Genomic DNA, 13566 nt, shown 5'->3' with positions numbered 1-13566 from the left:
TTATCCCCTAAAATCGATCCCGACGCTGCCAGAGCAGCAGCAGGAAAAACGGTCCGCCAATCAGTGAAATGACAATTCCCGCCGGCAGCTGCAACGGGAGAAATGCCAGCCGCCCGACGTTATCCGCCAGCAGCACCAGCAGCGCGCCCAGTACGGCACTTCCCGTCAGCAGTGCCGTTTGCCCTCCGCGCAGCAGCAGGCGCGCCATGTGCGGAGCAATTAGCCCGACAAAGCCGATACTCCCCACGCAGGAGACGCAGGCCGCGGTGAGCACCACGGGGGCAAACACGCGCAGCAGAGCGAGGCGTGAAGTCCGCACGCCCAGCCCCGTCGCAGTGTGGTTGCCGAGCAAGGCTACGTCTGCGGCGCGTGCGGTAAAGAGCAGCAGCGCAAACGCTGGCACTGTCCAGGCAGCAGCGATGCTGACCAGCGTCCAGCTTGCCGTATGCAGGCTCCCCGCCAGCCACAGCATCGCCGTCTGGACGTCGCGCACGTCGGCGGTCGTCATAAAGACCCCCATCGCGGCGGCAAACGCCCATGACACGCCGATGCCGATCAGGATGAATCGCGGGCGCGAGATATCACGCGCCAGCGCCACTACCAGCAGCGCGGTCAGCAGCCCACCGGCCATGCCGATAAGTGGACGCCAGTACGGCCCCAATCCCGGAAACTGAAAAATCAGCAGCAGCACCGCCGCGCTACAGCCCTCTTTCACGCCGATAAGACCGGGGTCAGCAAGGCCGTTGCGGGTAATGGACTGCATGGCCGCCCCCGCCATGCCGAGCATCGCGCCGCACAGCACCGCCATCAGCAGGCGCGGCAGGCGGATATCCATCACAATGTAATGCGCATCCGCCGTCAGACGTTCAGGATAAAACAGCGCACGTCCGATGGCGGAAGCAGGAATGGGCAGCGAACCGTGCGTCAGGCCAAAACTTAGCAGCAGGAGAGCGGCAAGCGATAATACGGCCAGATACAGCAGCGCCCTCGGGCGAACCAGCGCCGAGAAGGAGAAAAATCGTACTGCCCTCAATCCAGCCCGGTTCATTTGAACATCCTTGACGCCATAAGGATAAAGACCGGCGCGCCGACCAGCGCAGTCATCACGCCGGTTGCCAGCTCATACGGCGTAAACAGCGTACGGGCGGCGATATCCGCCATCAGCAGAACCAGCGCCCCGCAGAGGGCTGAAAGCGGCACCATCACGCGCAGGTCCACCGATACCAGACGGCGAATCAGCTGCGGCACCACGAGTCCGATAAACCCGATCGGTCCGGCAACTGAAACCGCCGCGCCGCACAGCAGGGCGATGGCCAGCAGCGCGAGCAGGCGCGTTTTCAGCAGCGACACGCCAAGCCCCTGCGCCATTCTCTCGCCCAGCGCCAGCATGTTCAGCGACGGCGACAGCCAGAGCGCCAGCGCAAAACCCACGGCAGCGGCCCCCGCGGCGCTAGCGATCGTCTCGCCGATGACTCCCGCCACATCCCCCGCAAGCCAGGTCCGCATGGCCAGCAGCGTCTGTTCATCCAGAATCAACACCGTGGCGGTTATCGATGAGGCAAATGCCGACATTGCCACGCCGCACAGCGTGACCTTCATCGGCGTGAGACCGGTACGCCCGGATGAGGAGAACGTTAGCACCAGCAAAAAGAGCGCGGCGGCGCCAGCTGCGGCTATCAGAGGGCGGCCAAACGGCAGCGACAGCCCGAGGGCACTCGTCAGCACCACCGCCAGCGCCGCCCCTGCATTCAGCCCCAGGATATGCGGCTCGCCGAGCGGGTTGCGGATCACTGATTGCAGCAGCACGCCCGCGATGCCGAGCGCCGCGCCCGCCACCAGGGCGGCGCACAGCCGCATCAAGCGCAGCCTGACGATCACGCTATGCTCAAAATTGCGCGGGTCGAAGTGGAAAAATGCGTCTACTACCGTCCGGGGGGCGATAACGCGCGCCCCGATGCTCAGGTGCGCAATCGCGCCTGCCAGAAGCAGCAGCGTAAAGAGAATAAAGGCCACAGATGTGCGCATCATGGTTTGTCGTCAGCCTGACGGAACGGCATAAAGAACGGCTTGCCAGTCAGCGGGTTAACCGACATATGCACGTCGACGTCAAACACCGCTTTGATCAGCTCCGGCGTGCAGGCGTCGCCCTCATGCAGTACCCCCTCAACCTTTCCCTGACGTAAAAAGACCAGCGAATCACCGTAATTCACGGCGAAGTTGAGATCGTGCAGAACCACCACCACGGTGCGCCCGTGCCGGCGCGTCAGCGTGTGCAGCAGTTCGAGGATCTCCACCTGGTAGCGAAGATCGAGGTACGTCGTGGGTTCATCCAGCAGGATATAGGGCGTTTGCTGCGCCAGCACCATAGCGATCCAGCAGCGCTGGCGCTGGCCGCCGGACAGGCTTTCAACCAGATGATGGGCAAACTCTGCCGTTCCGGTCAGGCGTAACGCCTCTTCCACGGCCCGCTCGTCTTCCTCGCTCCACTGGCGCATCACGTTCTGCCAGGGGAAACGTCCGCGCGAGACCAGCTCAAATACGGTTAACCCTTCTGGAAGCAGCGGAGACTGCGGCAGGATCCCGAGCTGGCGGGCGACCGCTTTGGTTGGTTGCGAGTGGATGGCTTTGCCGTCCAGCACCGCGCTGCCGCCGAGCGGCTGAAGCAGCCGTGCGAGGGTACTTAACAGCGTCGATTTTCCGCAGCCGTTTGCGCCCACCAGAACAGTCATTTTCTGCTGGGGGATCGCAAGGGAGATATCATCAACGATGATTTTTTTCTGGTAACCCGCGGAGAGGTTCTCAAGAACCAGTCCCGGCTTTTTGATGTAGTGAGCCACGTGAACGCCAACGTAAGAAAAAAAACCAACAAATAAAAATAAAACTCATTCTCTTTTGTGAGTTTGCCGCCGCTCCATGTAGTAGTCAAGCGAAGATACACCCTGTAAAACCCAGGGATAATTGAGCATCACCGCACAAATTAAAATTCATTTTTATTGATTATTTTCAATACCTTAAACAATAAATCGAAGCGTGTTAGCCAGAGAGAAACCTCTGTAGCGAAATTTTTATTTATTCCATTTACTACTACATGCCCTCATGCTTGAATGATTCTCAATTACAAGTCCGATGCCGTAGAGGCTAACGGACAGACCGTAAGGGCAATGACTCACACATTCTTCCGCGAGCATTTCATCGCAGGATATTTTGGGAAAACAGATGTAATGGCTAAGTTCACACCTTCATTCGCCGGGGTAAAAGGGCGCGCGCTCTTTTCACTCCTGTTCATGGCGCCTCTGGTGCACGCAGCAGCAAAAGACGGTGAGACGCTTACCGTCACTGCCGATCCTTACGCTTCCACCGACGCCACCAGCGGCTATCAGCCCCTGAACACCTCCACCGCCACGCTGACCAACATGCCGATGCTGGACATCCCGCAGGTGGTCAATACCGTCAGCGATAAAGTGCTGGAAGACCAAAACGCGACCACGCTAGACGAGGCGCTGTATAACGTCAGCAATGTGGTGCAGACCAACACCCTGGGCGGCACGCAGGATGCCTTCGTGCGCCGTGGCTTCGGCGCAAACCGCGATGGCTCGATCATGACCAACGGCCTGCGCACCGTGCTGCCGCGCAGCTTCAATGCCGCAACCGAGCGCGTGGAGGTGCTAAAAGGCCCGGCCTCGACCCTTTACGGTATTCTCGACCCCGGCGGCCTGATTAACGTGGTGACCAAACGCCCGGAGAAAACCTTCGGCGGCTCGATTTCTGCCACATCAACCAGCTTTGGCGGCGGTAGCGGACAGTTTGACGTCACCGGTCCAATTGAAGGTACGCGTCTGGCCTATCGCCTGACGGGGGAGTATCAGGACGAGGATTACTGGCGTAATTTCGGCACCGAACGCAGCACCTTTATCGCCCCGTCTTTGACCTGGTTCGGCGATGATGCCACCGTGACCGTGCTCTATTCGCATCGCGACTATAAAACGCCGTTCGATCGCGGAACGATCTTCGATCTCAACACCAAAAAGGCCGTCGACGTCGATCGCAAAACCCGCTTTGATGAGCCATTTAACGTGACCGACGGTCAGTCCGACCTCGCTCAGCTTAACGCGGAGTATCGGCTCAACAGCCAGTGGACCGCGAAGTTCGACTACAGCTACAGCCAGGATAAGTACAGCGATAACCAGGCTCGCGTGATGGCCTACGATTCAAAAACCGGCAACCTGACCCGCCGCGTGGATGCGACCCAGGGTTCGACCCAGCGTATGCACACAACGCGGGCAGATTTGCAGGGGAACGTGGACATCGCGGGCTTTTACAATGAGATACTGACCGGCGTGTCGTATGAAAATTACGATCTGCTGCGCACGGACATGATCCGTTGTAAGAACGTTAAGGATTTCAATATTTACAACCCGAGCTACGGCAGCCTCGGCAAGTGCACCACCGTCTCGGCAGCCGACAGCGATCAAACCATCAAGCAGGAGAGCTACTCCGCCTACGCGCAGGACGCGCTGTACCTGACCGATAAATGGATCGCCGTTGCCGGACTGCGCTACCAGTATTACACCCAGTACGCGGGCAAAGGCCGTCCGTTTAACGTCAACACCGACAGCCGCGACGACCAGTGGACGCCGAAGCTGGGCCTGGTATACAAGCTCACGCCGGCAGTCTCCCTGTTTGCCAACTATTCCCAGACGTTTATGCCGCAGTCGTCCATTGCGAGCTACATCGGCGACCTGCCGCCGGAAACGTCGAACGCGTATGAAATAGGCGCTAAATTCGACCTGTTCGACGGCATTACCGCCAACATCGCGCTGTTTGATATCCACAAGCGCAACGTGCTGTACACCGAGAGCGTCGGTGATGAAACCGTCGCCAAAACCGCGGGCCGCGTGCGCTCGCAGGGTGTCGAAGTGGATCTCGCCGGATCGCTGACCGAGAACACCAACATTATCGCCAGCTACGGCTATACCGATGCGAAGGTGCTGGAAGACCCGGACTACGCGGGCAAACCGCTGCCGAACGTACCGCGCCATACCGGCTCCCTGTTCCTGACGTACGATATTCACAATGCGTTTGCCGGGAATACGCTGACAATTGGCGGCGGCGGGCACGGCGTAAGCCGCCGCTCAGCGACTAACGGTGCGGATTATTATCTGCCGGGCTATTTCGTGGCGGATGCATTTGCGGCGTACAAAATGAAGCTGCAATATCCGGTGACGCTACAGGTGAACGTGAAGAATCTGTTCGATAAGACCTACTACACGTCGTCGATTGCGACCAACAACCTGGGCAACCAGATTGGCGACCCGCGTGAAGTGCAGTTTACGGTGAAGATGGAGTTTTGACGTAAAAAAGCCCGGTGGCGCTAACGCTTACCGGGCCTACGATCCTAACCCCCTCCCTGTGGGAGAGGGTTAGGGTGAGGGGACATCAGGCCTCTATATCCGCCATATCGCCTTTCTCCTGGAGCCAGTTACGTCGGTCTTCAGAACGTTTCTTGGCCAGCAGCATATCCATCACGGCGTTGGTTTGCTGTTCGTCTTCATCGCTGATGGTCAGCTGCACCAGACGGCGGGTGTTCGGATCCAGGGTGGTTTCACGCAACTGCATCGGGTTCATCTCGCCCAGCCCTTTAAAGCGCTGAACGTTCGGTTTGCCCTTCTTGCGTTTGAGCTGCTCCAGCACGCCCGCTTTCTCTTCTTCCGTCAGCGCATAGTAGACTTCTTTGCCAAGGTCGATACGGTACAGCGGCGGCAGCGCCACGTGGACGTGACCGTTTTTCACCAGCGTGCGGAAGTGCTTCACGAACAGCGCACAGAGCAGCGTGGCGATGTGCAGACCATCGGAGTCCGCATCCGCGAGGATACAGATCTTGCCGTAGCGCAGCTGGCTCAGATCGTCGCTGTCCGGATCGATGCCGATCGCCACGGAGATGTCGTGTACTTCCTGCGAGGCCAGCACTTCATCAGACGAGACCTCCCAGGTGTTGAGGATCTTACCCTTGAGCGGCATGATCGCCTGATATTCACGATCGCGCGCCTGCTTGGCCGATCCGCCTGCCGAGTCCCCTTCCACCAGGAACAGCTCGGTGCGGTTGAGATCCTGGGCGGTACAGTCCGCCAGCTTGCCCGGCAGCGCGGGGCCGCTGGTCAGCTTTTTACGCACCACTTTCTTCGCCGCGCGCAGGCGACGCTGGGCGCTGGAGATCGCCATTTCAGCCAGCATTTCTGCGGCCTGAACGTTCTGGTTCAGCCACAGGGTAAACGCATCTTTCACCACGCCGGAGACGAACGCCGCGCACTGGCGTGACGACAGGCGCTCTTTAGTCTGACCGGCAAACTGCGGATCCTGCATCTTCACTGAGAGCACGTAGGCGCAGCGGTCCCAGATATCTTCTGCGGAAAGCTTCACGCCGCGCGGCAGAATGTTGCGGTATTCGCAGAACTCGCGCATCGCATCCAGCAGCCCCTGACGCAGGCCGTTGACGTGCGTCCCGCCGAGCAGCGTTGGGATCAGGTTGACGTAGCTTTCCGTCAGCAGCTCACCGCCTTCCGGCAGCCACAGCAGCGCCCAGTCCACCGCTTCGGTGTCACCTTCGAAATTCCCGACGAACGGTTTTTCCGGCAGGGTCGGCAGGCCGTTAACCGCTTCGCACAGGTAGTCGTTCAGACCCTTTTCGTAGCGCCAGCTCTGTTCGGTGTTGTTTACGTGATCTTTAAAGGTGATTTCCACGCCCGGGCACAGCACCGCTTTGGCTTTCAGCAGGTGCGTCAGGCGAGAAACGGAAAAGCGTGGGCTGTCGAAGAAGCTTTCGTCAGGCCAGAAATGGACGCTGGTGCCGGTGTTGCGTTTACCGCACGTCCCGACGACCTGCAAATCCTGCACTTTTTCGCCGTTTTCAAACGCGATGTTATACACCTGGCCATCGCGACGAACGTTCACTTCCACGCGCTTTGACAGGGCGTTAACCACGGAGATCCCCACGCCGTGCAAGCCGCCGGAGAACTGGTAGTTTTTGTTGGAGAACTTACCGCCCGCGTGCAGACGACAGAGGATCAGCTCAACGGCGGGAACACCCTCTTCCGGGTGGATATCTACCGGCATGCCGCGGCCGTCGTCGATAACTTCCAGCGACTGATCGGCGTGCAGGATAACGTCCACGCGTCTGGCATGGCCTGCCAGCGCTTCGTCCACACTGTTATCAATTACTTCCTGGCCCAGGTGGTTTGGGCGCGTCGTATCGGTGTACATCCCCGGGCGGCGGCGAACCGGCTCAAGCCCGGTGAGTACCTCAATGGCATCAGCGTTATAGGTTTGCGTCATGATTTAAGCTAGCAATTCGCATTGATTGTCAGTGGCTGTGCAGTCCAAGAAAATCGACAATCTGGGTGAAATGATCTTCAAAGCCCGTGAAAGCATGGTTACCGCCCTCTTCTACAGTCTGGCGGCAGGATGCGTAATACGCCACTGCCTGGCGGTAATCCAGCACTTCATCTCCCGTCTGTTGCAGCAGCCAGATAAGATCGGGCGCTTCAAGCGGGTCGACCTGCATAACTTTGAGATCGTAAATATGGCGTGACTCTAGCACATATTGTTGGCCGGTGTAGGGGTTCTCGTTTTCGCCAAGAAAGTCCCTTAACAGCTCAAATGGCCGGACCGCCGGGTTGACGACGACAGCGGGTAACATAAAGCACTGCGACAGCCAGGTGGCGTAGTAGCCGCCGAGCGACGACCCGACAACGCCAAACGATTCGCCGCCGTGTTCAAGCACGATCGATTCCAGCATCTCTGCCGCATCCGCCGGATAAGGGGGCAACTGCGGAATAATCATCTCCACGTGGGGATGATTCGCGCTCAGCCACTGGCGAAGCTGCGTCGCTTTCGCCGATCGTGGTGAGCTGTTAAACCCATGCAGATAGAGAAGCGTCGACATCAATAGCCTTCCGAAGCGGTATCCGGGCGGAATTGAGCCCCGACCAGACGGCAAACTTCGGTGGTCAGCGAGCCATCGGCATGCAGCTCCAGCCAGCGCCAGCCCGGTGCGATGGTATCCAGCGTAAAGTTGGCGCAGTGCGGCTTAAACTGCACGCAGGTAGAGGGCGTCGCGAGCAGGCGGCGACCATTCCAGTCGAGATCCTGCTCCTGGTGAATGTGCCCGCACAGCAAATTTTTCACGCGCGGAAATTTCGCCAGTACGCCGTCCAGCGCCGCAGAGTTGCGTAAGCTGTGCTGATCGAGCCAGCTACAGCCCGCCGGCAGCGGGTGATGATGCAGCAACAGCAGCGTATTGCGATTCTGTTCGGCGGCCAGTTTTGTCTCCAGCCAGTCAAGCTGATAGTCGCTCAACTCACCGTGCGGAACGCCAAACACCTGACTGTCGAGGAGCAGAATTTGCCACTGGTCCCCCGCAAAGACACATTTTGCCGGTGAAATCCCCGCATCCTGAAGCGAACTGTACATAGCGGGTTGAAAATCGTGATTGCCCGGTAGCCAGACGCAAGGCACGCTAAAGCTCGCAATCCCTTCAGCAAAATGCTGATAGGCTGCGGAGGATTGATCCTGCGCCAGATCGCCCGTCGCGACGATCAGATCGCATGGCCGCTTTTCAGCATGGATCGCGTCAAGAACCGCCTGATAACTCTCCCAGGTGTTCACGCCCAGAAGCGTCTCATGCTTTTCGGCAAAAAGGTGGGTGTCGGTGATTTGTAATATCCTGACTGGCGCCCCACCAGCAACAGTCAGGTTCAACAGGCTTTCCAAATGGTGTCCTTAGGTAGGTTTATGACGCTAACAAACCGGAATCGCCATTGCTCCATGTGCTAAACAATATCTTAGCCAGTCGGCTAAAAACTGGTTAATTTGATGCTTTTCGTCGCGTTGATGCAACTTTTTATTCGGGTAATCATACCGCGCTTTAAAGCGAAAGATCTGCTGGCTTGAACACACTTCAGCGACCATCGCGTCATGATAAAGACGTACCGTCATCGACGGCAGGCTCCAGTAGCTGATGCTCGGCGCCGTTTGCTCAATCTCCACCAGCGTAGTGTAGCGCGTTGATTCTGTTATCGTTAACCGATACTGCGCGTTGCTCACCTGATAGCTCACCGTTTCGCCGGGCGCGTCGTTTCGCGGCAGCAGGCGGCGCAGCTGGGCGAAATTGGTTTCGCACAGGCGCATCATTTCTGGGAAGTCAGGTGTATAACGCTTCATTTTTTCCACTCGTGTCGTAATGTCTGATAATGCAGCTGTAGCCATTGCAGGGCGATGACAGACGCTGCGTTGTCGATTTTCCCCTCTTCTACCCACTGGTAAGCCTGCTCCCGACTCACCACATGAACCCGAATATCTTCGTTTTCATCTGCCAGACCGTGGATCCCTTCCGCTGTCCTGGCGTCCACTTCGCCCACCATAATAGATGAACGTTCCGTTGTCCCACCCGGGCTTGCCAGGTAGCTCAACACCGGTTTCGTCCGGCCGATCGCCAGGCCCGCCTCTTCCAGCGCCTCACGGCGAGCGACGTCTTCGACCGACTCACCTTCTTCGATCATCCCGGCCACCATCTCCAGCAACCACGGCGTATCGCTGGTATCATAAGCCGCAATACGCACCTGTTCGACCAGCACCACTTCATCACGCACTGGGTCATAGGGTAGCAACACAGCCGCATGCCCGCGCTCAAAAATTTCGCGTTTGATTTCACCGCTCATCTCACCGTTAAACAGACGATGCCTGAAACGGTAAAGTTCCATTGAAAAAAAACCGCTATAAAGCGTTTCTCGTGCAATAATTTCTACATCGTTTTTGGCGAAGGTGACAGGCACGTTTTCTGGTTTTTGCATCGGTCGAGTCCTGGTAGCAATGGTGATGAAATTGTGAATTTCAAGGCTGTTTGGCTGCCGTTTGTATGGCTATATGGTAGATTGGAGCAAATTACCGCCAGATGGCACGTTACGCCAACCTTTTGGTGTGGATGATTCTGTTAGAATCGGCAATTATTTTTAATTAGATCAGCGCTAATACTGCTTCACAACAAGGAATGCAAATGAAGAAATTGCTCCCCATCCTTATCGGCCTGAGCCTGACGGGCTTCAGTGCAATGAGCCAGGCAGAAAACCTGTTACAGGTCTACCAGCAGGCACGTCTGGGCAACCCTGATTTACGTAAATCAGCGGCCGATCGTGATGCTGCGTTTGAAAAGATTAACGAAGCACGTAGTCCACTGCTGCCGCAGTTAGGCTTAGGTGCAGATTATACCTACACTAACGGTTTTCGCGATAACAATGGCATCGATTCGAATGCCACCAGCGCCTCTTTACAGCTTACACAAACCCTGTTCGACATGTCCAAATGGCGTGAACTGAGCTTGCAGGAAAAGAGCGCCGGCATTCAGGATGTCACCTATCAGACCGATCAGCAGACGCTGATCCTGAATACCGCGACCGCCTATTTCCAGGTTCTGAGCGCGATTGACGCCCTCTCCTACACCGAAGCGCAGAAACAGGCGGTTTACCGTCAGTTAGATCAAACCACCCAGCGTTTTAACGTGGGCCTGGTCGCCATTACTGACGTGCAGAATGCCCGTTCACAGTACGATACCGTACTGGCTAACGAAGTGACCGCACGTAACAACCTCGACAACGCCCTGGAAGCACTGCGTCAGGTCACCGGTAACTACTATCCTGAGCTGGCCTCTCTGAACGTGGACAGTTTCAAAACGGACAAACCGCAGGCGGTTAACGCCCTGCTGAAAGAAGCGGAAAACCGCAACCTGACCTTGTTGCAGGCACGCCTGAGCCAGGATCTGGCGCGCGAGCAGATCCGTCTTGCACAGGATGGTCACCTGCCAACTCTGAGCCTGAGCGCCTCTACCGGCGTATCGGACACCAGCTACAGCGGGTCTAAAACGACCTCTCAGGCCTATGACGACAGCAACGTTGGCCAGAACAAAGTGGGTCTCAGCTTCTCTCTGCCGCTGTACCAGGGCGGGATGGTTAACTCTCAGGTGAAACAGGCGCAGTACAACTTTGTGGGCGCCAGTGAGCAGCTGGAAAGCGCACACCGCAACGTGGTGCAGACCGTGCGTTCTTCCTACAACAACGTAAATGCCTCTATCAGCAGCATCAACGCCTATAAACAGGCCGTCGTCTCTGCCCAGAGCTCACTGGATGCGAACGAAGCGGGTTACTCCGTAGGTACGCGTACCATCGTGGACGTGTTAGACGCAACGACCACGCTGTATAACGCGAAACAGCAGCTCTCCAGCGCACGTTATCAGTATCTGATTAACCAGCTGAACATCAAGCAGGCGCTGGGTACGCTGAACGAGCAGGATCTGCAAATGCTGAACAGCACGCTAGGCAAACCGGTCCCTACGTCGCCTGACAGCGTCGCGCCGGAAAATCCACAGCAGGATGCCGCCGTTGATAATTTCACCCCTAACAGCAGCGCCCCGCTTGCGCAGCCAGCGGCAGCGCGTAGCACCGCACCTGCCAGCAGCGGTACGAATCCGTTCCGTCATTAAGCCTTGCCCGATGGCGCTGAGCTTATCGGGCCTACTTAACCGTAGGCCGGGTAAGCACAGCGCCACCCGGCGCAAAATCACACCTGAACGTAAGCCAACGTAAAGATCCCCCGCATTTCGCCCCTCTTCGCTTCATTTTCAACCACTCATCCTCTATCCTGAGCGTTATTACCACTGGGTCCTGGAAGACAAATATGAAACGGACAAAAACGATGAATCACGCGTCGTTCCGCAAAAGCTGGAACGCACGCCACCTGACACCTGTCGCGCTGGCGGTCACCGCCGTCTTTATGCTGGCAGGCTGTGAGCAAAACGACGAAACGGTTTCGCTGTATCAAAACGCCGACGACTGCGCGAGCGCAACCGGTAAAGCCGCTGAGTGTACGACGGCCTATAACAACGCCCTCAAAGAAGCGGAACGTACCGCGCCGAAATATGCCTCTCGCGAAGACTGTGTAGCCGAATTCGGTGAAGGCCAGTGCCAGCAGGCACCTGCTCAGGCGGGTATGGCACCGGAAAACCAGGCGCAGGCACAGTCCAGCGGCAGCTTCTGGATGCCGCTGATGGCGGGTTATATGATGGGCCGTTTGATGAGCGGCGGTGCGGGCTACCAGCAGCAGCCGCTGTTTAGCTCCAAAAACCCGAACAGCCCGGCCTACGGTAAATACACCGATGCCACCGGCAAGGGTTACGGTGCTGCAACGCCAGGCCGTACGATGACCGTACCGAAAACCGCAATGGCGCCGAAACCAGCCACCACCAGCACCATTACCCGTGGCGGCTTTGGTGAGTCTGTTGCCAAACAAACCACCATGCAGCGTAGTGCGACCGGCTCCTCAACTCGCTCAATGGGCGGGTGATCATGGAACGAGTCAGTATTGTTGAGCGCCCGGACTGGCGCGAAAAAGCCACCGAATACGGTTTCAACTTTCACACCATGTACGGCGAGCCGTACTGGTGTGAAGATGCTTACTATAAGCTCACGCTCGCTCAGGTCGAAAAGCTTGAAGAGGTAACCGCAGAGCTGCACCAGATGTGCCTGAAGGTAGTAGAAAAAGTCATCGACAGCGATGAGCTGATGACCAAATTCCGCATTCCGAAGCACACCTGGAGTTTTGTTCGTCAGTCCTGGAAAACGAACCAGCCTTCGCTCTACTCTCGCCTCGATCTGGCATGGGATGGCGTGGGTGAACCGAAGCTTTTAGAAAACAACGCGGATACGCCAACCTCCCTGTACGAAGCCGCGTTCTTCCAGTGGATCTGGCTGGAAGATCAGGCGAATGCCGGAAACTTGCCCGAAGGCAGCGACCAGTTCAACAGCCTTCAGGAAAAGCTGATTGAGCGTTTCGTCGAACTGCGTGAACAGCACGGTTTCAACCTGTTGCACCTCGCCTGCTGCCGCGATACCGAAGAAGATCGCGGTACGGTTCAGTATTTGCAGGACTGCGCAGCCGAAGCGGAAGTGGCGACGGAATTCCTCTATATCGAAGATATCGGTTTAGGTGAAAAAGGTCAGTTTACGGACATGCAGGATCAGGTCATCAGCAACCTGTTCAAGCTCTATCCGTGGGAATACATGCTGCGGGAAATGTTCTCTACCAAACTGGAAGACGCCGGCGTGCGCTGGCTGGAACCGGCCTGGAAGAGCATTATCTCCAATAAAGCCCTGCTGCCGATGCTGTGGGAGATGTTCCCGAATCACCCGAACCTGCTGCCTGCTTACTTTGCTGAAGATGATTTCCCACCGATGGAGAAATACGTCGTTAAGCCAATCTTCTCCCGAGAAGGGGCAAACGTCTCGATTATCGAAAACGGTAAAACGCTGGAAGCGGTTGAAGGGCCATACGGTGAAGAAGGGATGATCGTCCAGGCGTTTTATCAACTGCCGAAGTTTGGCGACAGCTATACGTTGATCGGCAGCTGGCTTATTAACGATCAGCCTGCCGGGATTGGCATTCGCGAAGATCGCGCGCTGATTACGCAGGATCTGTCGCGTTTCTACCCGCATATTTTCGTCGAGTAAGACTTGCCCGGTGGCG

General features: G+C 57.2%; 12 protein-coding genes. 4 read left to right on the top strand and 8 right to left on the bottom strand.

The annotated features are described in order from the left end of the window. Positions 1 to 7: 7 nt before the first annotated feature. Genes H2Z33_RS11970 through H2Z33_RS11960 form a run of 3 tightly spaced genes read right to left on the bottom strand, consistent with a single transcriptional unit; the run spans position 8 to position 2837 of the window. On the bottom strand, positions 8 to 1048 hold the full coding sequence (locus H2Z33_RS11970; protein WP_017384048.1) for a FecCD family ABC transporter permease: 1041 nt from the start codon (positions 1046 to 1048) through the stop codon (positions 8 to 10). Then, positions 1045 to 2028, bottom strand: a complete 984-nt coding sequence (locus tag H2Z33_RS11965; RefSeq protein ID WP_040118116.1) for a FecCD family ABC transporter permease — start codon at positions 2026 to 2028, stop codon at positions 1045 to 1047. The genes H2Z33_RS11970 and H2Z33_RS11965 overlap by 4 nt, the downstream gene beginning before the upstream one ends. Continuing rightward, positions 2025 to 2837, bottom strand: coding sequence for an ABC transporter ATP-binding protein (locus H2Z33_RS11960; protein ID WP_017384046.1), 813 nt, complete (start codon positions 2835 to 2837; stop codon positions 2025 to 2027). The genes H2Z33_RS11965 and H2Z33_RS11960 overlap by 4 nt, the downstream gene beginning before the upstream one ends. Before the next feature lie 384 nt (positions 2838 to 3221). Here H2Z33_RS11960 and H2Z33_RS11955 point away from each other — a divergent pair, with 384 nt between their 5' ends. After that, positions 3222 to 5351, top strand: a complete 2130-nt coding sequence (locus tag H2Z33_RS11955) for a TonB-dependent siderophore receptor (RefSeq protein WP_015571887.1) — start codon at positions 3222 to 3224, stop codon at positions 5349 to 5351. A gap of 85 nt (positions 5352 to 5436) precedes the next feature. On the opposite strand, the gene parE is transcribed toward H2Z33_RS11955, so the two are convergent. Genes parE through nudF form a run of 5 tightly spaced genes read right to left on the bottom strand, consistent with a single transcriptional unit; the run spans position 5437 to position 9845 of the window. Next, on the bottom strand, positions 5437 to 7329 hold the full coding sequence (parE, locus tag H2Z33_RS11950) for a DNA topoisomerase IV subunit B (protein WP_017384044.1): 1893 nt from the start codon (positions 7327 to 7329) through the stop codon (positions 5437 to 5439). Between the two features lie 28 nt (positions 7330 to 7357). Then, a complete protein-coding gene (gene yqiA, locus H2Z33_RS11945; protein ID WP_015571888.1) occupies positions 7358 to 7939 on the bottom strand; it encodes an esterase YqiA in 582 nt (193 codons plus the stop codon). Beyond that, the gene (gene cpdA / locus H2Z33_RS11940) at positions 7939 to 8766 is read right to left on the bottom strand and encodes a 3',5'-cyclic-AMP phosphodiesterase (protein WP_045906826.1); all 828 of its coding nucleotides are present in this window, start codon (positions 8764 to 8766) and stop codon (positions 7939 to 7941) included. Before cpdA ends, yqiA begins: the two co-directional genes overlap by 1 nt. A gap of 27 nt (positions 8767 to 8793) precedes the next feature. Then, positions 8794 to 9216, bottom strand: a complete 423-nt coding sequence (locus tag H2Z33_RS11935; RefSeq protein ID WP_003862516.1) for a DUF1249 family protein — start codon at positions 9214 to 9216, stop codon at positions 8794 to 8796. Beyond that, positions 9213 to 9845, bottom strand: a complete 633-nt coding sequence (gene nudF, locus H2Z33_RS11930) for an ADP-ribose diphosphatase (RefSeq protein ID WP_045141813.1) — start codon at positions 9843 to 9845, stop codon at positions 9213 to 9215. The genes H2Z33_RS11935 and nudF overlap by 4 nt, the downstream gene beginning before the upstream one ends. Before the next feature lie 203 nt (positions 9846 to 10048). Here nudF and tolC point away from each other — a divergent pair, with 203 nt between their 5' ends. The 3 genes from tolC to H2Z33_RS11915 all read left to right on the top strand — a co-directional run bounded on the left by tolC (position 10049) and on the right by H2Z33_RS11915 (position 13550). After that, complete coding sequence (tolC, locus tag H2Z33_RS11925) at positions 10049 to 11527, top strand: outer membrane channel protein TolC (RefSeq protein WP_017384041.1); 1479 nt, start codon at positions 10049 to 10051, stop codon at positions 11525 to 11527. Between the two features lie 194 nt (positions 11528 to 11721). Next, positions 11722 to 12387 (top strand): DUF1190 family protein, encoded by a 666-nt coding sequence (locus tag H2Z33_RS11920; RefSeq protein WP_003862522.1) that lies wholly within the window; start codon positions 11722 to 11724, stop codon positions 12385 to 12387. Positions 12388 to 12389: 2 nt separating this feature from the next. Further along, positions 12390 to 13550 (top strand): glutathionylspermidine synthase family protein, encoded by a 1161-nt coding sequence (locus H2Z33_RS11915; RefSeq protein ID WP_017384039.1) that lies wholly within the window; start codon positions 12390 to 12392, stop codon positions 13548 to 13550. Positions 13551 to 13566: the final 16 nt, after the last annotated feature.

Source organism: Enterobacter sp. YSU, assembly GCF_016082135.1.
Classification (GTDB): Bacteria; Pseudomonadota; Gammaproteobacteria; order Enterobacterales; family Enterobacteriaceae; genus Enterobacter; species Enterobacter hormaechei_C.
The sequence above is the reverse complement of the archived record's forward strand: the minus strand, read 5'-3'. Positions and strand labels throughout refer to the sequence as shown.

Excerpts from the sequence above, each read along its gene's own strand:
- H2Z33_RS11970 (WP_017384048.1), bottom strand. The coding sequence starts at position 1,048 with ATGAACCGGGCTGGATTGAGGGCAGTACGATTTTTCTCCTTCTCGGCG.
- H2Z33_RS11965 (WP_040118116.1), bottom strand. The coding sequence starts at position 2,028 with ATGATGCGCACATCTGTGGCCTTTATTCTCTTTACGCTGCTGCTTCTG.
- H2Z33_RS11955 (WP_015571887.1), top strand. The coding sequence starts at position 3,222 with ATGGCTAAGTTCACACCTTCATTCGCCGGGGTAAAAGGGCGCGCGCTC.
- parE (WP_017384044.1), bottom strand. The coding sequence starts at position 7,329 with ATGACGCAAACCTATAACGCTGATGCCATTGAGGTACTCACCGGGCTT.
- yqiA (WP_015571888.1), bottom strand. The coding sequence starts at position 7,939 with ATGTCGACGCTTCTCTATCTGCATGGGTTTAACAGCTCACCACGATCG.
- H2Z33_RS11935 (WP_003862516.1), bottom strand. The coding sequence starts at position 9,216 with ATGAAGCGTTATACACCTGACTTCCCAGAAATGATGCGCCTGTGCGAA.
- nudF (WP_045141813.1), bottom strand. The coding sequence starts at position 9,845 with ATGCAAAAACCAGAAAACGTGCCTGTCACCTTCGCCAAAAACGATGTA.
- tolC (WP_017384041.1), top strand. The coding sequence starts at position 10,049 with ATGAAGAAATTGCTCCCCATCCTTATCGGCCTGAGCCTGACGGGCTTC.
- H2Z33_RS11920 (WP_003862522.1), top strand. The coding sequence starts at position 11,722 with ATGAAACGGACAAAAACGATGAATCACGCGTCGTTCCGCAAAAGCTGG.
- H2Z33_RS11915 (WP_017384039.1), top strand. The coding sequence starts at position 12,390 with ATGGAACGAGTCAGTATTGTTGAGCGCCCGGACTGGCGCGAAAAAGCC.